The 20881-nt window shown below is 52.6% G+C and carries 16 protein-coding genes, 1 tRNA gene and 1 CRISPR repeat array; of the genes, 8 read left to right on the top strand and 9 right to left on the bottom strand.

The features are described 5' to 3' along the window. Positions 1–8: 8 nt before the first annotated feature. Both folD and ffh read right to left on the bottom strand, forming a co-directional pair. Positions 9–890 (bottom strand): bifunctional methylenetetrahydrofolate dehydrogenase/methenyltetrahydrofolate cyclohydrolase FolD, encoded by an 882-nt coding sequence (gene folD / locus ABGT88_RS09545; protein WP_298662954.1) that lies wholly within the window; start codon positions 888–890, stop codon positions 9–11. 116 nt (positions 891–1006) lie between these two features. Next, positions 1007–2329 (bottom strand): signal recognition particle protein, encoded by a 1323-nt coding sequence (ffh, locus tag ABGT88_RS09540; protein WP_087409618.1) that lies wholly within the window; start codon positions 2327–2329, stop codon positions 1007–1009. 286 nt (positions 2330–2615) lie between these two features. Between ffh and ABGT88_RS09535 the strand changes: the two genes are divergently transcribed. After that, positions 2616–3290, top strand: coding sequence for a hypothetical protein (locus ABGT88_RS09535; protein ID WP_346701761.1), 675 nt, complete (start codon positions 2616–2618; stop codon positions 3288–3290). A 56-nt stretch (positions 3291–3346) separates the two neighbouring features. Here the strand turns inward: ABGT88_RS09535 and ABGT88_RS09530 are convergent, their stop codons facing one another. From ABGT88_RS09530 to panC, 3 genes are all read right to left on the bottom strand, one after another. Then, complete coding sequence (locus tag ABGT88_RS09530) at positions 3347–4669, bottom strand: MATE family efflux transporter (protein ID WP_346701759.1); 1323 nt, start codon at positions 4667–4669, stop codon at positions 3347–3349. A gap of 96 nt (positions 4670–4765) precedes the next feature. Further along, positions 4766–5116 carry an aspartate 1-decarboxylase gene (gene panD, locus ABGT88_RS09525; RefSeq protein ID WP_025279494.1) on the bottom strand — a complete coding sequence of 117 codons (351 nt, stop codon included), beginning with the start codon at positions 5114–5116 and terminating at the stop codon, positions 4766–4768. 12 nt (positions 5117–5128) lie between these two features. After that, positions 5129–5983: a pantoate--beta-alanine ligase gene (gene panC / locus ABGT88_RS09520; protein ID WP_087409615.1), complete on the bottom strand. Its 855-nt coding sequence runs from the start codon at positions 5981–5983 to the stop codon at positions 5129–5131. Positions 5984–6202: 219 nt separating this feature from the next. On the opposite strand from panC, the gene ABGT88_RS09515 reads away from it, so the two are divergent. The 7 genes from ABGT88_RS09515 (at position 6203) to cas2 (ending at position 15089) form a co-directional block, all read left to right on the top strand. Further along, complete coding sequence (locus tag ABGT88_RS09515) at positions 6203–7018, top strand: glycogen/starch synthase (protein ID WP_087409614.1); 816 nt, start codon at positions 6203–6205, stop codon at positions 7016–7018. A gap of 19 nt (positions 7019–7037) precedes the next feature. Next, positions 7038–8468 (top strand): DUF4270 domain-containing protein, encoded by a 1431-nt coding sequence (locus ABGT88_RS09510; protein ID WP_258327750.1) that lies wholly within the window; start codon positions 7038–7040, stop codon positions 8466–8468. A gap of 249 nt (positions 8469–8717) precedes the next feature. Then, positions 8718–8790 (top strand) — tRNA-Thr (locus tag ABGT88_RS09505). Between the two features lie 303 nt (positions 8791–9093). Next, positions 9094–10122 carry a winged helix DNA-binding domain-containing protein gene (locus ABGT88_RS09500; protein WP_346701756.1) on the top strand — a complete coding sequence of 343 codons (1029 nt, stop codon included), beginning with the start codon at positions 9094–9096 and terminating at the stop codon, positions 10120–10122. A gap of 220 nt (positions 10123–10342) precedes the next feature. After that, a complete protein-coding gene (gene cas9, locus ABGT88_RS09495; protein ID WP_346701754.1) occupies positions 10343–13825 on the top strand; it encodes a type II CRISPR RNA-guided endonuclease Cas9 in 3483 nt (1160 codons plus the stop codon). Further along, complete coding sequence (gene cas1, locus ABGT88_RS09490; protein WP_346701752.1) at positions 13822–14751, top strand: type II CRISPR-associated endonuclease Cas1; 930 nt, start codon at positions 13822–13824, stop codon at positions 14749–14751. The genes cas9 and cas1 overlap by 4 nt, the downstream gene beginning before the upstream one ends. After that, positions 14751–15089, top strand: a complete 339-nt coding sequence (cas2, locus tag ABGT88_RS09485) for a CRISPR-associated endonuclease Cas2 (RefSeq protein ID WP_346702859.1) — start codon at positions 14751–14753, stop codon at positions 15087–15089. The genes cas1 and cas2 overlap by 1 nt, the downstream gene beginning before the upstream one ends. 109 nt (positions 15090–15198) lie before the next feature. Further along, positions 15199–15936: a CRISPR direct-repeat array (repeat unit 47 nt; unit sequence GCTGTATTTAATAAGTCAAAGATACAAATTTGAAAGCGAATCACAAC). Between the two features lie 464 nt (positions 15937–16400). On the opposite strand, the gene ABGT88_RS09480 is transcribed toward cas2, so the two are convergent. The 4 genes from ABGT88_RS09480 to ABGT88_RS09465 all read right to left on the bottom strand — a co-directional run bounded on the left by ABGT88_RS09480 (position 16401) and on the right by ABGT88_RS09465 (position 20652). Continuing rightward, complete coding sequence (locus ABGT88_RS09480; RefSeq protein WP_346701750.1) at positions 16401–16835, bottom strand: PH domain-containing protein; 435 nt, start codon at positions 16833–16835, stop codon at positions 16401–16403. A gap of 15 nt (positions 16836–16850) precedes the next feature. Beyond that, complete coding sequence (locus ABGT88_RS09475; protein ID WP_087409709.1) at positions 16851–17060, bottom strand: hypothetical protein; 210 nt, start codon at positions 17058–17060, stop codon at positions 16851–16853. A 61-nt stretch (positions 17061–17121) separates the two neighbouring features. Continuing rightward, positions 17122–18255 (bottom strand): carboxynorspermidine decarboxylase, encoded by a 1134-nt coding sequence (gene nspC / locus ABGT88_RS09470; RefSeq protein WP_346702857.1) that lies wholly within the window; start codon positions 18253–18255, stop codon positions 17122–17124. 42 nt (positions 18256–18297) lie between these two features. After that, positions 18298–20652: a UvrD-helicase domain-containing protein gene (locus ABGT88_RS09465; RefSeq protein ID WP_346701748.1), complete on the bottom strand. Its 2355-nt coding sequence runs from the start codon at positions 20650–20652 to the stop codon at positions 18298–18300. Positions 20653–20881: the final 229 nt, after the last annotated feature.

The raw sequence follows: 20881 nt of genomic DNA, 5'->3' as shown, positions 1-20881 counted from the left end.
CGAAGGTCTTATTGGTAAATGGCTTTCTTGCCGGCCAGCAGGGTGTTGCGCATGAGCGATACGATGGTCATGGGCCCTACGCCGCCGGGTACGGGAGTGATGTAGGAGCAGAGGGGTGCAACCTCGCTGAACTTCACGTCGCCGGTGAGTTTGAAGCCCGACTTCTTCGTAGCGTCGGGTACGCGGGTGGTACCTACGTCGATGATGACGGCACCCTCTTTCACCATATCGGTCGTGACAAACTCGGGCGAGCCGAGGGCGGCGATGATGATGTCGGCCGTGCGGCATATCTCTTTGATATTGGGGGTAGCGCTGTGGCATACGGTTACGGTGGCGTTGCCCGGGTAGGCTTTCTGCATCATCAGAGTAGCTACGGGTTTACCCACGATGTTGCTGCGGCCCAGCACCACGCAGTGTTTGCCTTTGGTCTCGATGTTGTAGCGGGCCAGCAGCTCCATGATTCCGGCCGGGGTAGCCGATACGAAGCAGGGCAGGCCGATAGACATGCGGCCCACGTTTACAGGGTGGAATCCGTCTACATCCTTGCGGTAGTCGATGGCCTCGATTACCTTCTGTTCCGAGATGTGTTTGGGCAGAGGCAGTTGCACGATGAACCCGTCGATGTCGGGGTCGTTGTTCAGTTCGTCGACCTTGCGCAGCAGCTCCTCTTCGGTCACGTCGCTCTCGTAGCGGACGAGTGTCGATTTGAATCCGCACTGTTCGCAGGCTTTTACCTTGTGGGCTACATAGGTTTCACTACCGCCGTCGTGTCCTACCAGGACGGCTGCCAGGTGGGGACGTTTGCCGCCGGCATTGCAGATGTCGGCAACCTCCTGGGCGATTTCTTGTTTGATGCGGTCGGCCACCGCTTTTCCGTCGATTAGTTGCATAAGCATTAGAGATTATATAAAAAACTGCCGGACACACTCTCTATTTGCCTAGGGGGCAATCGGTCGTTGTAGTGAGAGTATATCCGGCAGTTTCATGGTTGATAATGTATGTTTTCTTATTTCCGTCTGAATCCTTTCATCATGGCGCCCTTGTTCTGGGTAACCATTCGCATCATCTTGCGCGTCTGGTCAAACTGCTTGATGAGTCGGTTCACCTCCTGGATGGAGGTGCCGCTACCGGCGGCGATGCGCTGGCGGCGGCTGCCGTTGAGCAGCTCGGGGTTGCTGCGCTCTTTGGGGGTCATTGAGTAGATGATGGCTTCGATGCTCTTGAAGGCGTTGTCGTCGATGTCCATATCCTTGATGGCTTTGCCCACACCCGGAATCATCGAGGCCAGGTCTTTGAGGTTACCCATCTTCTTGATTTGCTGTATCTGGCTGAGGAAGTCGTTGAAGTCGAACTGGTTCTTGGCAATCTTCTTTTGCAGCCGTTTGGCCTCCTCTTCGTCGTATTGCTCCTGAGCCCGCTCAACCAGCGAAACGATATCGCCCATGCCCAGGATACGGTCGGCCATACGGGCGGGGTGGAAGTAGTCGATGGCTTCGAGCTTCTCGCCGGTACCGATAAACTTGATGGGCTTGTCGACTACCGTGCGGATAGAGAGGGCGGCACCACCGCGGGTATCGCCGTCGAGTTTGGTCAGAACCACGCCGTTGAAGTCGAGGCGGTCGTTGAACTCCTTGGCGGTGTTGACGGCATCCTGACCGGTCATGGCATCGACCACGAACAGAATTTCGGTGGGGTTTATCTTCTTCTTGATGGCCTCGATTTCGTTCATCATCTGCTCGTCGATGGCCAACCGGCCGGCGGTATCGACGATGACCAGGTCGAAGTGGTTTTCTTTGGCATATTTCACGGCATTGGCGGCGATGCTCACGGCATCCTTGCTGTCGGGCTCGGTATAGACCGGTACGTCAATCTGCTCGCCCAGCACCTTCAACTGCTCGATAGCGGCGGGACGGTACACGTCGCAAGCCACAAGCAAGGGGCGTTTGGCCTTTTTCGATTTCAGCATCTTGGCCAGCTTGCCCGAGAATGTGGTCTTACCCGAACCCTGCAAACCCGACATGAGGATAATCGACGGATTTTGCGACAGGTTGAGGTCGGCCGTTTCGCCTCCCATCAGGGCAGCCAGTTCGTCGTGTACGATCTTCACCATCAACTGCCCCGGCTTTACGGCGGTGAGTACATCCTGTCCCAGCGCCTTCGCCTTTACGGTATCGGTGAATTGCTTGGCCACTTTGTAGTTGACATCGGCATCGAGCAGCGCACGGCGCACATCTTTCAGCGTCTCGGCCACGTTGATTTCGGTGATTTTGCCTTCACCTTTCAATATTTTAAAAGACCGTTCCAGTCTTTCACTCAGGTTTTCGAACATAGTTTTTCAAACAAAAATTTTTACACTGATGGATAAATCGGTGCAAAATTACTCAAAATCGGCGGAATATGCGAATAAAAACCGAAGAATAACATACGTTTCTCTTCGACCCGTTGCGAAAGTCGCGCGAGGCATGCAATTATTTTGTATGACAGACGTGGAAATTAGAAAAAAATTTGCTATTATTGTCAATGATTTACAGGTCTGCCGCTCCTTCTGCACAGGACTTTTCTCGGTAGTCGGGGTGGGGTAGGCCGACGAGACTTTGATTTTAATCGATTGCAGTATGAAAAAATTCTTCACATTTCTTCTGGTTGTCGTGTTGGTATTGTTGTGTCTTCGAATTGCCGGTGTATGGAAGAGCGAACCCGACGATGAGAATAAGGATTTGGAACCGGTCGAGGTCGATGCTACGGCCGACTCGGTGGCTATGGAACAAAGCACACACTTGAAATTCAAAGGCGTACCTATCGACGGGTCTTTGGCACAATTCCTCTCGCGCATGCAAGGCAAAGGTTTCGAAGTGACTTCGGGGCGACGAGACGAGATACATCGTCTCGAGGGCGACTTTGCCGGGTTCAAGCAGTGCGAGGTCTATGTCTCCACGCTCGACAACCAGGACCTGGTCTCCCGGATAACCGTCTGTTTCCCCATTCAGGACCAGTGGAAAAATCTGTATGGCGATTACAAGACTTTGAAGGAGATGCTGGTCGAGAAGTATGGCCGGCCCGTATCGTGTGTCGAGCGGTTTACAAGCTATATGGGAGATGAAGATGATGCTTGGCGCATGATAGTTCTTCAAAACGGAGAGTGTAAATATGTCACTCGGTTTTCGGCAGACGAGGGCGACATCACTCTCAGTATAGAGCGCCGAGAGGTTTTGTCTGGTTTTGTGCAACTGGTCTATCAGGATAAGGAGAATGGCCAGGTTGTGCGAAAGTCGGCCATCGACGATTTGTAGAAATAAAGAGCCGGAGCCACCTGTTGGGGCGGCTCCGGCTGTATTTGTTTGTTCCCTTATATCTTCTTGTTTCTCCAGTTTGCCTTCTTGAAGAAGAGAGCCGAAAGCATCAGTTTGAATCCCCAGTAGATATACTCGACGGTCCAGCAGAGCGAGATGTCTACGCGGTTGCGTACGATAATCACATAGATGGCCAGGGTGTAGAAGACGATGGTTACCATCTCGATGAGGAAGGCGGTGCGGGTGTCGCCCGTGCCCGATACCGATTGAAACAGCAGGTTACCCGGCAGGGCCAGCATGTAGTAGATGGTCATCACGTAGATCGAGGCCGTACAGCTTTCTATGAGGATGCTGTCGTTGGTATAGATGCGCAGAATCCACTCGGGGAAGATGCACAGCAGGACGATGAGGGGTACCACAATGGTGTAGCACATCTTGATAATGCGCTTGATGATGGGTATCACATCGTCGGCGCGGTGGGCCCCCATGGCGTTGCTCACGAGGGTGCAGGCGGTAGCGCCGAAGGCATTGACCGGCATGAACAGCAGGGTAGAGGTGCTGCGTATGATGTTCGAGATGGCCAGCGGCTGTTCGCCCAGATGCTCTACGGCTACGAAGAAGAGGAACCATGTGGCGATGGTGAGGAAGTAGAGAATCATGCTCCATACCGACACGTTGAGTATCTCGCGGATGAGTGCGAAGTTTTCGAAGCGTACGCGCGAAAGCTGGTATTTCTCCCGGTCGATGCAGAAGAGGGTATAGAGGAAGAAATGCAGCGCTGCAGAGGCTTCGGCCAGGACCGAACCCAGGGCGGCACCGGCGATGCCCATCTGGGGAGCCCCGAAGTTACCGAACACAAAGATGTAGTTGAACACGACGTTGGCCACGGTCATGATGATGGCGTTGACCATGAGCACGCGGGTGCGGGTGATGGCCACGAAGAAGGCGCGGAACATGACCCCTATCGAGGTGAATATCAGCCCGAAGATTCGGTACTCCATGTAATCTTCGCCGGCCTTGCATACGGCGGGCGATGAGATGAGCAGGTCGAGCAGTCGCGGTGTCCACACCAGCGAGGCCCCCACGAGCAGTATCGAGAAGAAGACCAGAAAGAGGGTGCCCTGTCCCATGATGGGGCCCAGTGCCTGATATTTCCTCTCGCCGTTGCGCCGGGCCATGAGTATCTGGGCTCCGGTGCTGAAGCCGAAGATGACCATGTAGAAGGCCAGATAGAAGACTCCGGCCAGAGCCGAAGCCCCCAACTCGACCTGACCCACGCGCCCCATGAAGGCGGTGTCGGTGATGTTGATGAGGTTTTGAACAAATAGACTGATTAAGATGGGGAGTGCGATGCTCCAGATATCTTTGCGGCTGTACATACGATAAAGCAGGTCGTTTGGTTGTTATCGGTCGGGTTACATAGCGAAAATGCCCACTCGACGAATCGGGCAGGCATTCGCAAGCAGGTTATTCGGTTATATCAGTTTGTTGGTAGCGGTGTCGGGGAATACGACGGCCGGTGTAAACTCGCGAGCCTCTTCGGGAGTCATCAGGGCATAGGCCATGATGATGACGATGTCGCCGGGTTGTACCTTGCGGGCGGCGGCTCCGTTGAGGCATACGACGCCCGAACCCCGTTCGCCCTTGATGACGTAGGTCTCGAATCGTTCGCCGTTGTTGTTGTTGACGATAGAGACCTTTTCGTTGGCAATGATGTTTGCCGCGTCCATCAAATCCTCGTCGATCGTGATGCTACCGATGTAATTCAAATCGGCTTGAGTAACGGTTACTCTGTGAATTTTTGATTTTACAACCTCTATAAGCATGGTTCTGATGTGTTATTTTTCGGGACGTCGATAAGCGATGTTGTCGATCAGTCTCACCTCTCCGTTGTATACGGTAATGCAACCCACGATATAGTCCGAGTCGTTCCAGTCGGCAACGGGTTGCAACGTGTTTCCGTCGACGATTTCGTAGTATTCTACGCGCATCTCGGGGATAGCGTTGAGGGTGGCGACCACTTCATCGATAGTCTCTTTCACCGAATGATCGGCTGCAAAGGTACGACTTTTAAATAAAGTCTCGGCTATTTTGGGGGCATTTCTTCGCTGCGACTCGGTGAGCCGGGTGTTGCGGCTGCTCAGAGCCAGGCCGTCGGCCTCGCGCACGATGGGCACGGCCACGATGTTGAAGGTGTATCCCAACTGGGCAGCCATGGCTCGGATGACGGCAATCTGCTGGAAGTCTTTTTCTCCGAAATAGGCATTGTCGGGGCGCACGATGTCAAAAAGTTTGCTCACGATTTGGGCCACGCCGTTGAAGTGTCCCGGACGATATTTACCCTCCATCACCTCGGCCACGGGGCCCAGGTTGAATACACGGGTATCTTCGGTCGGGTACATCTCCTCGACCGAGGGGGCGAAGGCATAGGTGCAGCCTACCGACTCGAGCAGCTGACAATCCTTGTCGAGCGTGCGGGGGTAGAGCCGCAAATCGTTTTTATCGTTGAATTGGGTAGGGTTGACAAATATACTCACCACCGTCACGTCGTTGTTGGCGACGCTGGTCTTTACCAGTTGCAAATGTCCGTTGTGCAAGGCGCCCATTGTCGGTACAAGTCCTATCGTTTTACCGGCATTCCTGTCCGAATCGAGCTGTTGGCGCAATTCGGCGATTGTTGTGAATACTTTCATAATTGAACTTTGGTTAAAAAATCGTGCAAAAGAAGCAAATAAAACCCAATTGACGAAATCAAAGAGAGCTTTTTTATGGATTGTGGCCTTAAATATTTTGGGTTGAGGGGAAAATATGAGAAGTCTGACGATTTTTTGTTGTTAATACTTCTAATATTTCGTGGTTCCCGCCGTTTTTTTTATTATCTTTGCAAAACTAATCGAGTTTAAAGAGGTAGAATGAAAGAAGCCAAAGTTCTATTTATTGCCCAGGAGATCACTCCTTATTTGCCGGAATCGGAGATTGCCCATGTATGTCGCCATTTGCCGCAAGGTATTCAGGATAGAGGGCACGAGATTCGTACGTTTATGCCTAAGTACGGGTCTATTAACGAGCGTCGTAATCAGTTGCACGAGGTCATTCGGTTGTCGGGTATGAACTTGATCATCGACGACACCGATCACCCCCTTATCATCAAGGTAGCTTCTATTCAATCGGCTCGTATGCAGGTCTATTTTATCGACAACGACGACTATTTTCAGCGTAGTGCCGACGGGGTGGCCGAAGAGGCCATGCGCCCCGATAACGACGAGCGCAGCATCTTCTTTGTGCGTGGCGTGATGGAGACGGTGAAGAAGTTGCGGTGGACCCCCGACATTATCCACTGTCACGGTTGGATTACGGCCTTGGCTCCGTTGTACATCAAGAAGAGTTATGCCGAGGATCCCTCGTTCCGTGATGCCAAGGTGATTTACTCGTTGTACGACAATGATTTTAAAGTTCCGTTCGATCCTCGATTTGCCGAAAAATTGAAACTCGAGGGTATTCAGGATAGCGATCTCCCCTTCGCCGTAGGCGATTCGGTAGACCCGGTTATGCTCAACAAGCTGGCCGTGCAGTATTGCGATGGTGTCATTCAGGCCAGCCAGCACATCGACTCTCAAGTTACCGATTACGTTCAGCAACTGAATATCCCCTTCTTGGGATATCAGGACCCCGAAAATTATATTGATGCCTATAACGACTTTTACAGTAAAATTGTAGGGAACGAATAACGTCAGTTACTAAATAGAAATGAAAGTTTTTAAATTTTTGCCGGTTGCTCTTGTCTTTGCTTTAGGCATCGGCATCTCTTCCTGTGGCGACGAAAACAGCATGATAGGCTCGTCGATAGTCGATACGGATCTCGAAATCGTGGTGGATTCCTCTTTCCAAAAGATGGTAACAGCCGAGTCTATTCCCAACGATAGTGTGGTGGGGCGCACGATAACCCAGTTGATCGGGCGCATTTCGATACCCGGATACGGAAAGTTGGAGACCGATTTCCTCACGCAGTTTATGTCGGCCTCTACTTTCGATACGGTAGGTGTCGATCGTCTCGACTCGCTGGTTCTTTACTTGAGCTACAACACCGAGTCGTTTACAGGCGATTCGCTGGCGCCCATGCAGTTGAGTGTCTATCCGCTCGAGAAACAGCTCAAATCGCCGGTATACAGCAGTGTCGATCCGGCCGAATATTACAATGCACAGAGCGCTCCCATCGCTTTGAAGAGTTACAACGCTTCGTTCCTGGGCTTGCCCGATTCGCTGGTCGAGTTGGGTTACAAGACCATACGGGTGAAGTTGCCCGATGCCATGGCCGAGCAGCTCTTCGAGAAGTACAAAACCGATCCGCTCGTATTCTCTTCGCCCAGCCGGTTTACCCAATATTTCCCCGGTTTCTATGTGAAGACCTCGTACGGCAGCGGTTGCGTAGTGAATGTGCAAAACTCGGTGATGAACCTGCACTACACCAAAACCACGGTCATTAACGATAAAGACTCTACCTACGCTTCGACCCAGACCCTTATGGCTGTAACGCCCGAAATTAGCACAGGCAACCATATCCGGTTAGAGATAGACCCTACATTGCAGAGCAATATAGATGCCGGTCGGGTCTATTTGCAGGCTCCGGCGGGCTTGAACGTACTGTTGCATTTCCCCACACGCGAGATTGTCCGCTCGTTCGAAGAGTCGGTAGGGGCTGGCGGTTCTACCATACAGGGCCTCATCAACTCGCTCATCTTGGAAGTCCCGTTGAAAGAGTTGCCCAAGAGCAATTACAAACTCGAGCCGCCGCAATTCCTGCTCTTCGTGCGGAAGAGCGAGCTCCAGAGCTTCTTCGAGAAGAAAGAGCTGGCCGACAACGTACGCTCGTTCTATGCCGAATACAACAGCGATACCCGCAAGTATAGCTTTACCGGGCTGCGTACCTTCCTGAACGATGTCATCGAGAAGAAGCGCCAGGGTACCGAAATTACCGATGCCGACGAGGAGATTGTGCTCGTACCCGTATCGGTATACAGCGAGACCGTATCGTCGGGTAGCAGCTATTACTACTACTCGTACAACGAGCAAGAGGTGGTGACCGACATAGTTCCCTACATCTCGGCTCCGGCGTTGGCCGAAATCGACATGGACCATATCCGATTGCAGTTGACTTACAGCCGGCAGAAAACCAAATAGCCGGTCGATGATATACGCACAACAGGAGGCGGGGCGATGCAGTTCGTTCCGCCTCTTTGTTTTCAGCAAGGGGTATTGGCTGTGTAAGTAGCGTAGAGTAAGCCGATTAGCTCTCTTCGATGAGAGGGTGGACCAGCCGATTCGGAAACCGTCGGGCGAGTCGGGCGAAAAAAATATGTGGTTGCAGCGAAAAAAATAGGCCAAAGAGTTTGTCGGTATTCTCAAAAGTATTACCTTTGCACCGCAATCGCCACAATAGCTCAGTCGGTAGAGCATTTCATTCGTAACGAAAAGGTCCCGGGTTCGAGTCCCGGTCGTGGCTCAGCAAAGAGGTTCAAGAAACTTGAACCTCTTTTTTTATGCCTCTTACCCTTCAGGTCCGGCCGGGTCGATTGGCCGGGAATCGCCTGCGAGATTCGGGAAAAGGCTGTTCGCCGGGCTTGCTGCCCCTCTGTGACTTTATCGGCCAGGCCGCTTTACGGTTATCTACCGATACTCGGTCAAATCTCTTTTTACACATCCGGTACCTCTTTCTCTTCGCTTTTAGTTATAGGCCGAGTTTTTTTCAACAAAGATCAGTCGAGTCGCCTATATTTCATCTATCTTTACAGAACAATAGAGTGCTATGGATATTTCGCATATACGACTTCTTAATCAACAATTGGCGAGTTCGCGGTTTTCCTCCGTCCCCGATTTGGTTTCGTGGATGGGTATGGTGCAGGCTCAAGAGTGTAGGATGTTGCGCTGGGCAGTAGGTATGAGGCTGAAGAAGCCTTCGATGAAGGCCTTCCGGGAAGCGTATGATGCGGGCAGCATTGTACGTTCGCATCTGTTTCGGTGTACCTGGCAACTGGTAGCGGCCAAGGACTATCGGTGGATGCTCTCGTTGTGTGCCGATAAGAACCGGACTGCTATTCGGGGATATTTGTTGTATTGCGGACGAAGGATTGAAGAGTGGGAGTATGAACGTGCCAATGACCTTATTCGCCGGTCGCTCGAGGGGAAGGGGTCGGTGCCGAAGGATGCACTCTTGCAAAGCCTCGAGGAGCAGGGCCTGGTCGATAATGCCCACGTGATGTCAATCTATCTGCGTAGAGCCGAGGCCGACGGTATTATTTGCAACGGCTTGTTGGACGATAGGCAGAATACCTATGCGCTGGTCGATGACCGAATACCTCAAGCCCCGGACATGTTGCGGGAAGAGGCTCTCGCTTTGTTGGCCCGGAAGTATTTCCTGAGTCACGCCCCGGCCACTCTCGAGGATTTTGTGTGGTGGTCGAATTTGAACGTGGGCGAGTGTCGGGCAGCCATCGAGTCGATCCGCAGCGAGTTGATTACCGAGCCGTATGCCGGGGAGACTTATTTTATACATCGCGATTGCCGGGTGAGGGGATACCGCCGGCAGGTGATTCTGCTGCCCTCGTACGACGAATATCTCATTGGCTATAAAAGTCGGCACCATGCTTTTGAAGAGGAGTTCCGCCACCGGATACATAATCGTAACGGCTTGTTCTATCCGGTGATTCTTGATGACGGGCAGGTGGTGGGAAATTGGCATCCGGGCAAGGATGCTGCTTTTTTCGAGGAGGCGATACAGCCCGACCTGACCGACGCCTTTCTACGCTATCGGCAATTCTGGAATAGCGATAGATGAGAGTCTCTTTGGGTAAATAGAAAGGGGATTGGGTTATATAAAAAAAGACGAGGAGCAAGATGCTCCCCCTCTCAAATGTTTTCACAACGGAATAATCCTTATTGTGATTTGCTTTCAAATTTGTAGAGCAAATATAGGAATTCTTTTTTAATAATATTGTATATAGATAAAAATTTTTACATTTACAAAAAAATAGAGAATACCATAAACATACGATGATATGAAAAATATATTGGGGCTGGATTTAGGCTCTTCGAGTATAGGATGGGCTGTTGTTCGTGAAGATGAAGATAATCGTGAATTGGTGGCAATGGGAAGCCGTATTGTGCAGCTTTCGGCCGAGGAGTTGTCGTCGTTTACCCAGGGTAACGGGGAGTCGGTGAATGCTCAACGTACCCAGACGCGCGGACAGCGTAGGGGGTATGACCGTTACCAGTTGCGCCGGTCGGCGCTGATAGAGAAGTTGCGGGCTTTGGGTATGCTGCCCGATGCTTCGTTGCGAGGATTGCCCAAATTGCAGTTGTGGGGATTGCGTTCGCGTGCGGTGACCGAACAGATTGCCTTGCCCGAATTGGGGCGGGTGTTGCTGCATCTGAATCAAAAACGGGGATACAAGTCGACCAAGAGCGATTTTTCGGGCGATAAGAAGACGACCGATTATGTGAAGACGATTCTCAACCGATACGACCAGTTGACGGCCGAGGGGTTGACCATTGGCCAGCATCTGTTCAAGTCGTTGAGTGCCGATCCCTTTTATCGCTGTAAAGAGCAGGTCTATCCACGTAAGGCGTATGTCGAGGAGTTCGACCGCGTGATGGCCTGTCAGCGACAGTTCTATCCGCAGGTTCTGACCGATGAGAATATCCGCAGCATACGCGACGAAATCATATACTACCAACGGCCGCTGAAGTCGTGCAAGCATCTGGTTTCACTCTGCGAGTTTGAGAAGCGCGCCTATGTGAATGCGGCCGGCGAAAAGGTGTTTTCCGGTCCCCGGGTTGCACCCCGCACCTCTCCGCTGTTTCAGCTTTGCCGGTTGTGGGAGAGCATAAACCACATTGAAATTAGGGACCGCCGGAACGAGGTGTTAGTGATTTCGCTGGAGCAGAAGCATCGGATTCTGGAGTTTATGAATACGCATGAAAAGCTCAAGATAGGCGATTTGATGAAGCTGTTGGGGTTGCCCAAGTCGGGCGGCTTCCGGTTTGGCGACCAGTTCAAGGCCGGTATCCCGGGCAACAAGACCCGTATCGATATAGCCAGGGCATTGGGCGATTACCCCGACCAGGAGCGTTTGTTGCAGTTCAACGTCCGTGAGACGACCTCTACGCTGGTCGACGAGGAGACGGGCGAGATTCTGCCCATCATCGATACTTTGTTCGAGCAGGAGCCGTTGTACAGGCTTTGGCATGTACTCTATTCGATCGACGACCGCGAGCAGTTGCAGGCCGTGTTGCGCCGGCAGTTCGGTATCGACGACGAAGAGGTGCTTGCCCGCTTGAGCAAGCTCGATTTCGTGAAGGCCGGTTTCGGCAACAAGTCGAGCAAGGCGATGCGCCGCATCTTACCTTTCCTGCAACTGGGGCTGAACTATGCCGATGCGTGTGCCGCTGCCGGATACAATCACAGCCGCATCGAGACCAAGGCCGAGAGCGAGGCGCGCCAACTGCTCGACCGTTTGCCGGCTATTCGCAAAAACGAGTTGCGGCAGCCTGTGGTGGAGAAGATTCTCAACCAGATGGTCAATGTGGTGAATGCGTTGATGGCCCGCTATGGCCGTTTCGACGAGATACGGGTGGAGCTGGCTCGTGAGCTGAAGCAGAGCAAGGAGGAGCGGGAGAAGAGTTACAAGTCTATCCTGCGCACCCAGCGTGAGAACGAGCGGATTGCCGCCCGCATAGCCGAGTATGGCACCGCCACACGTTCGCGTATCCAGAAGTATAAGATGTGGGAGGAGACCGAGCACCGCTGCATCTATTGCGGACAGCCGGTCGACGTGAGCGACTTTTTGCGGGGCTTCGGCGTAGAGGTCGAGCACATCATACCCCGGTCGTTGTATTTCGACAACAGCTTTATGAACAAGGTTTGTTCGTGTCGCCGCTGCAACAGCGAGAAGGGAAACAGAACCGCCTACGATTATATGGCGTCGAAAGATGCGGAGAGTTTCCGGAACTATCTCGGTCGGGTAAACGACCTTCTGGACCGGGGCAAGATATTGAAACCCAAGTGGCGCAATCTGCTTACCCCCGGCAAAGATATTCCCAAGGATTTTATAGACAGACAGTTGCGCGAGAGCCAGTATATTGCCCGCAAGGCTCGCGAACTGCTCTCGATGGTGTGTCGCCAGATAACGGCAACCAGCGGTACGGTGACCGATTTTCTGAGGCATACGTGGGGATGGGATACTGTGTTGCACGACCTGAATCTGCCCCGTTACCAATTGGTAGGGCTTACCGAGATGAAAGAGGTGCAACACAACGGCAGTGTGATGAAACAAGAGCAGATAGTCGGGTGGACCAAGCGTCTCGACCATCGTCACCATGCTATCGATGCCCTCACGATAGCCTGCACCAAGCAGGGCTACATACAGCGGTTGAACAGCATGAACGCTCAAAGCAAGGTAGAAGGAGAAGAGGGAGAAGAAGATGTGCGCTCTCAAAATCTGGAACGGTATATCCAGTCGCAGCCCCATTTCACGGTAGCCCAGGTGCGTGAGGCTGCCGACAAGATATTGATTTCGTTCAAGGCCGGCAAGAAGTCGGTAACCCCCGGCAAGCGCTACACTCGCAAGAAGGGCAAGCGGGTGGTGGCTCAGCGTGGGTTGCTGGTGCCTCGCGGAGCCTTGAGCGAAGAGAGTGTATATGGCATTATTCGCCGATGGGAGAAAGACAAGCAGGGCAATCCCGTGCAAGTGCCGTATGCCGTGCTCAAATATCCCGTTGCTTCAATCGATCGCAAGTCTCTCGACAAAGTGGTAGACGAGGGTATCCGCCAGATACTCTCCGACCGTTTGGCCCAGTACGACGATGATCCCAAAAAGGCCTTTGCCACCCCTGTATATAGCGATGCCGAGGGGCGTGTCGCCATTCGCACCGTGCGGTGCCTGGCCCGGCCTGCGGTCGATACGCTGGTCCCGCTCAGGTACGATGCGGAGGGTAATCCCATAGCCTGGGCCAACCCGGGAAACAACCATCATGTGGCCATCTATCGCGACGAGTCGGGCAAATACCAGGAACAGGTGGTGACCTTCTGGAGTGCGGTTGACCGCCGGCGTGCGGGATTACCGGCCATCATCACACAGCCGCGAGCCGTGTGGGACAGTGTGTTGCAGCGAACCGACCTCTCAGAGGCCTTCCTGAAAACCCTCCCCGATGTGAAGTGGCAGTTTGTGCTATCGTTGCAGCAGAACGAGATGTTTATTCTGGGCATGAGCGAGGAGGATTATCGCTATGCCATGGACCATCGCGACTATGCCTTGCTGAACAAGTACCTCTATCGGGTGCAGAATATATCGTCCATGTATTATTGTTTCAGATACCACATTGAAACTACGGTAGACGATAAGTACAACGGGAAGCGGAATGATGCGTTGTCTATCCGTATGGGAAAATTGAAAAGGATTGTTAGCTTTACCTCATTCTTCTCTCAAAATCCCCATAAGGTGCATTTGTCGGTGTTGGGTGAAATAGACGAAGTATTATGATTAAGCGCACGCTATATTTCGGCAATCCTTCATACTTGAGCTTGCGCAACGGTCAGTTGGTTTTGCGCTTGCCCGAGGTATCGAAAAACGATGCGTTGCCCGATACCTTCAAGCGGGAAGCCGAGCGAACAATTCCTATCGAAGATATAGGTGTCGTGGTACTTGATCACTCGCAAATTACAGTTACCCATGGACTGCTTGAGGCTCTACTCGAGAATAATAGTGCTGTAATTACCTGTGATAAGAGCCGGATGCCCGTAGGGCTGATGCTCCCTTTGTGTGGAAATACAACGCAGAACGAACGATTTCGTTATCAACTTGCGGCATCGCAACCTTTGAAAAAACAGTTGTGGCAGCAGACAGTACAGCAGAAAATTGCCAATCAGGCGGCCGTTCTGGAGTCGAGAGGCATTGTAGCAAAAAATATGCGAGCCTGGGTAGGCGAGGTACGCAGTGGCGATGCCGACAATATGGAGGCTCGCGCAGCAGCCTACTATTGGTCGGTTCTCTTTCCCGAACTTGGGTATTTCCGTCGTGATCGCGAAGGCGATCCACCCAACAATCTGCTTAACTATGGCTATGCCATAGTGCGAGCGGTGGTGGCGCGTGCATTGGTTGTTAGTGGCTTGTTGCCAACATGGGGTATCCATCATCACAATCGTTACAATGCCTATTGCCTGGCCGATGATATAATGGAACCCTATCGTCCTTATGTCGACCGTGAGGTATGCAACATCCTGACGAGTGGCCTTGATTATACCATACTGACAACCGAGTTGAAGGCCAAACTCTTGTCTCTACCTACCGTAGAGGTAAGTGTACAAGGGCGTCGTAGCCCTTTGATGGTGGCCGTAGCCCAAACTACGGCATCGCTCTATAAATGTTTTAGTGGAGAGCTGCGTAAAATTGTTTATCCTGAGATGTGATGAATCTCGACCGTTTTAGCGAATATCGTATTATGTGGGTCTTGGTGTTTTTCGATTTGCCGACAGAGACGAAGCGTGAGCGCAAGTTTTATGCCGAATTTCGTAAAAAACTTTTACAAGATGGCTTCACAATGTTCCAATTTTCTATTTATGTGCGCCATTGTCCCAGTCGAGAGAATGCCGAGGTGCATATGCGTCGGGTAAAACTTTCGTTGCCTCCGTTAGGGAAAGTGGGAATTTTGTGCATCACCGATAAACAATTCGGGATGATGGAGATATTTTACCAGGCCAAGGAGACAAAGTCGCAAGTGCCTCCTCAACAACTTGAACTTTTTTAGAAAGCAAAAAGCCGGTAGCTAAGCCGGCTTTTTAACAAAATACAGCTTCAGTTTTTTAATTCTGATTGTTGTTTTAATTGTTTGACTTATAAGGTACTATGCAGATTGTGCTGTATTTAATAAGTCAAAGATACAAATTTGAAAGCGAATCACAACTCAGAAAACTCTGTTTCTCTGTTTTGCTCTGCTGTATTTAATAAGTCAAAGATACAAATTTGAAAGCGAATCACAACATGAGGATAAAACACGGCTGGCCGAGTTCGCTGTATTTAATAAGTCAAAGATACAAATTTGAAAGCGAATCACAACATTTGCATACGCCTCGGCTTTCGGTGATGGGCTGTATTTAATAAGTCAAAGATACAAATTTGAAAGCGAATCACAACCCAGGCAAGGCAACTACTTCACTTATGATTGCTGTATTTAATAAGTCAAAGATACAAATTTGAAAGCGAATCACAACCGGTAGCCGGTAGCGGTTCTACGCTGTTTGGCTGTATTTAATAAGTCAAAGATACAAATTTGAAAGCGAATCACAACTGCTCATATTATACAATCTTTATAATAGTTGCTGTATTTAATAAGTCAAAGATACAAATTTGAAAGCGAATCACAACTGAAAGTCTTTTATTTCTTGGAATATCAATGCTGTATTTAATAAGTCAAAGATACAAATTTGAAAGCGAATCACAACATTTGGATTAAGTTCCATCCGAACCTTTTGCTGTATTTAATAAGTCAAAGATACAAATTTGAAAGCGAATCACAACACCCGACCGCGTTAATTGACGTTAGACTATGCTGTATTTAATAAGTCAAAGATACAAATTTGAAAGCGAATCACAACATTTCATCGCTACGGGTAAGTATGCAGGATGCTGTATTTAATAAGTCAAAGATAGAGCAAGGAGAGCGCAAAACAAGCAAGTTTACTTGTGTTTTTTGCCGAGCCGCAGCCTATCTTCTTGAAAGATACAAATTTGAAAGCGAATCACAACGAATCGAATCACTCTTGAACAAGCACGGCTGCTGTATTTAATAAGTCAAAGATAGAGCAAGGAGAGCGCAAAACAAACAAGTTTACTTGTGTTTTTTGCCGAGCCGCAGCCTATCTTCTTGAAAGATACAAATTTGAAAGCGAATCACAACCTTCGACTGAGTATCCTGCTGGTTCGTATGCTGTATTTAATAAGTCAAAGATAGAGCAAGGAGAGCGCAAAACAAACAAGTTTATCTCTGTTTTTTGCTGAGCCGCATTCTTATCCTTTCCCTTTGCACTTTGGTGTGTTGGGAGTGGGGTAACCTTAGCCTCTATACTTGTTTGACCGATGTCGATAGCGGTGGCTTGACGACGATGCGGGGATTGATGCGCAGCAAGTGGTCGATAAAGGCCTGTTGTTGCCGGGGCGAGAGGATGAGCGTTTGGCGTTTGTCCAGACGCAGGCGGATGCGGTCCATCGAGGCGGCCGGGGCGCTCTCCAGACTGGTGGTGCGGGCGATTTCGGTGATGCGGTCGATGTCGAATTGTCGTTTATCGAAGAGTCCGCTTTGTACCCGCAGGGTTTTGTGGTCGATGGTGTACCGGGTATTGACCAGGGTATCGACGATAAGGGCGGTGAGGATGACCAGCAGGGCGAGCCCTATCCACACCGACAAGTATATCATGAGGGCATAGACGGGTAGCAGGACGAGGGCGATAACGGTGACCAGCCCCCGGCTGATGCCTGAGCGATAGATGGTTGCCATAGGAGACCTCGAGGGTTAGAGGATGCCGCCACCGAAGATGAGCCGTAGCAGGCCTACGATGATGGAGACGATGCAGAGGGTCTTGCCGGTGTCGGACTTGAGGATGGCACAGATAATGAGGAAGATAATGGATACGGGTATGGTGATCCAGTTGAGTATCCCCAGCAGGGGGATGAAGGCGACTAGGGTGATGAGCAGGGCTATGATGCCTAAGAATGTTCCCATTGTAAAAGTTGGTTTTTAAGGTGTAACAAATCGAGGGGCGCAAGGGTTGACCCGTGTGGGGTCAATCCATGCGGCTCTTGTAGTCGTTGTAGTCGTATTCGCGCCACATCTCTACGGTGCCGTCGCTCCTGAGGCAGGCGATAGAGGGGTGGGGTATGCCGTTGAACATGGTGGTTTTGACGGTGGTGTAGTGTATCATGTCTTCGAAGATGATGCGCTCGCCCACGGTGAGCTCGTGGTCGAAGTACCAGTCGCCCATGTAGTCGCCGCTCAGGCACGAGTTGCCGCCCATGCGGTAGGCGTGCAGGCCGGGGGCCGGAGTGGTGACGGCGCCGCGGATGGCGGGCTGGTAGGGCATCTCGAGACAGTCGGGCATGTGGCAGGCAAAGGATACGTCGAGTATGGCGGTGTGTATGCCGTGGTTCTCGACGATGTCGACCACGGTCGATACCAGCGGGCCCGTCTGCCAGCCGAATGCGCTGCCGGGCTCGAGTATGATCTCGAGGTTGGGGTGGCGTTGCTTGAAGTCGCGCAGGAGTCGTACCAGGTGGTCGGTGTCGTAGCCCTGGCGGGTCATCAGGTGGCCGCCGCCCATGTTGAGCCATTTGACTTGCGGCAGCAGGTGGCCGAATCGCTCTTCGACCCGCACGAGGGTCTTCTCGAGGTCGTAGGAGGTCGACTCGCACAGCGTGTGGAAGTGCAGCCCCTCGACGCCTTGCGGCAGGTGCGCCAGCTTGTCGGCCGTGATGCCCAGCCGCGAACCGGGGGCACAGGGGTTGTAGAGGTCGGTCTCGACCTCGGAGTATTCGGGGTTGATGCGCAGTCCGCACGACACGCGGTTGCCGTCGGCCACGACCTGGGGGTAGAAGTGCTCGAATTGGCTCAGCGAGTTGAAGGTGATGTGGCTGCTGTAGCGCAGGATGGCGGGGAAATCGCGCTCGGTATAGGCCGGCGAATAGGTGTGGGCGGGGCTGCCCATCTCTTCGAAGGCGAGCCGGGTCTCGTGTATGGAGCTGGCGGTGGAGCAGGGGATGTATTCCCGGATGATGGGGAACGACTTCCACAGGGCGTAGGCCTTGAATGCCAGTATGATGTTGACCCCGGCGGCCTCCTTGACCGAGCGGATGAGTTGCAGGTTGCGGCGCAGGCGTGCCTCCTCGAGCACGTAGCAGGGCGATGGTATTTGCGATAGCATGTCGTTGTGCATGGCGGGTATCGGTTTGAGTGGTTTATGGTTTTATAAAATGGTGAATTTGGCAAACTTGAGCAGCAGTTGCTTACGGCCTACGTTGTCAAACTCGACGGTAATCTTGCTGTTGTCGCCCGAGCCTTCGATGGCCGACACGGTGCCGTTGCCGAACCGGGCGTGGCAGATGCGGCTGCCTACAGCAACGGTGCCGGCTGCCGTCGTGGTAGAGGCTTGCGATGCCGACGGGGTTGTACCCAAGGGTCGTGACTCGATGCGGGTGAGCCGCTTGGCCGGGGCGGGTGCCGTGAAGGGGCGGGGTGCCGGGGTGCGGTTGTCGTCGCTCTCGTCGCGACGGAAGGGCTTGCGGCCCCATTCGCCACCGAACGAGCTGCGCCACGGGACTTTCTCCTCGCGAGGCTCTTCGAGTCGCTCCTGGGCAGGCAGGTCGACATATCGGGGGTCGAGCTCCTTGATGAACCGGCTGGGAGGCGACGATACCGTCTGGCCGTTGCGGTAGCGGGTGAGGGCGTAGGTGAGGGTGCAGTTCTCTTCGGCCCGGGTAATGGCCACGTAGAGCAACCGGCGCTCCTCCTCGATTTCGCGCTCGCTACCCTGACACATGGACGAGGGGAAGAGGTTTTCTTCGACCCCTACGATGAATACCTGCTTGAACTCCAGTCCCTTCGAGGCGTGTACGGTCATCAGCGTCACCTTGTCCTGCTCGGCTTCGTCGCCGTTGTCCTGGTCGGAAGCCAGCGATATTTCGGCCAGGAAGTCCGAGAGGGTGGTCTCCGTTTCGCCCGCCTCCTGCCGCAGGGTGCAGAACTCCATGACACCGTTGAGCAGCTCTTCGATATTCTCCTGCCGGCTGATGTTTTCGGGGGTACGTTCGGCGGTGATGTCGCGCAGAATGCCCGATTGCTGGACGATGGTCTCGGCCAGCTCGGCCGTGTTTTGGCGGGTAGCCGCCTGGCGGAAGCTCTCGATGAGATCCTTGAAGCCCTTCAGTTTGTTCAGCGTGCCGTTGTTGACCTCGAGGTGGTGGTTCAGCGGGTCGGAAATCACGCTCCACAGGCTGTCGCCGCTCTCGTGTGCCCGGTCTATGAGCTTGGCAAGCGTGGTGTTGCCGATGCCTCGGGCTGGGTAGTTGATGACCCGCTTGAGGGCCTCCTCGTCGTCGGGGTTGATGGTGAGGCGGAAGTAGGCGATGGCATCCTTGATCTCCTTGCGCTGGTAGAACGAGGTGCCCCCGTAGATACGGTAGGGGATGTTGCGCTTGCGCAGCGCCTCCTCCAGCGTACGCGACTGGGCGTTGGTGCGGTAGAGTATGGCAAAGTCGTTGTAGTGGCAGTGGGTGGTGAGGCGCAGCTCGGCAATGCGGTTCGAGACGATGAACCCCTCCTCGAAATCGGAGTAGGCACTGATTACCTTCACCTTGTTGCCCACCTCCTTTTGCGAGAATACTTGCTTGGGTATCTGCTCCTTGTTCTTGGCAATGAGGCTGTTGGCTGTATTCACGATGTTCTGGGTAGAGCGGTAGTTGCGTTCGAGCTTGAATATCTTCAGGCCCGGGTACTCTTTGCTCAGCCCCAGAATGTTGTGGATGTTGGCCCCTCGGAAGGAGTAGATGCTCTGGGCATCGTCGCCCACCACGCAGATGCGGTTGTGCTCTTTGCTCAACTGGCTCACGATGAGGTGCTGGGCAAAGTTGGTATCCTGATACTCGTCGACCAGGATGTAGGCGAAGAGGTCGCGGTAGTGCTGCAGCACGTCGGGGTGGTCGCGGAACAGGATATTGGTGTTGAGCAGCAGGTCGTCGAAGTCCATCGCCCCCGACACAAAGCAGCGGTGGCGGTAGATGCGGTAAATCTCGCAGATGAGCGGCCGCTTCGAGCGGGTGTCCATCTCGATGAGTTCGCGGTTCTTGGCATAGACTTGCGGCTCGATAAGGGCATTCTTGGCATTCGAGATAATCGATTGCACGGTCGACGGTTTATAGACCTTGTCGTCGAGCTGCATTTCGCGGATAATGCTCTTGATGAGCGAGAGCGAATCGGCGGCATCGTATACGGTGAAGTCGTGGCGATAGCCCAGCCGGTCGGCATTGGCCCGCAGGATGCGCGAGAAGATCGAGTGGAACGTGCCGGCCCACAACCGCGAGGCCGTGCCCATACCCACCACCGAAGCGATGCGCTCTTTCATCTCGTTGGCCGCCTTGTTGGTAAAGGTGAGCGCCAGCAGACGATAGGGGGGATACCCCATCTGCAGGAGGTGAGCTATTTTGTAGGTAAGCACCCGAGTCTTTCCCGACCCGGCACCGGCAATCACCAGTTCGGGTCCCTCGGTATAGAGTACGGCTTCGCGTTGCTGCTCGTTGAGTTCGTTCAAAAAATCTTCTTCCACTTGTCCCTTGTTATAAATGCAAATGCAAAGATACAAATTTGGGAGCGAATCGCAATCATTACGGAGCGGTCGTCGCAGTCTCTTTGTCAAGTTATAAAGATGTGCATGGCGGTGGATAGAAATATACTTTTCAAATGAAGATTGTGCCTGGTAGAAGTCATACCGCACTCCGATGCGGTATCCAGTTTTTTACAAGCTGAACTATCGTTCCAAAATATTATTCTGCTTT

The sequence above is a fragment of the Barnesiella sp. An22 genome (genome assembly GCF_963931395.1).
In the GTDB taxonomy this organism is placed as follows: Bacteria; Bacteroidota; Bacteroidia; order Bacteroidales; family Barnesiellaceae; genus Barnesiella; species Barnesiella merdigallinarum.
The sequence above is the reverse complement of the archived record's forward strand: the minus strand, read 5'-3'. Positions and strand labels throughout refer to the sequence as shown.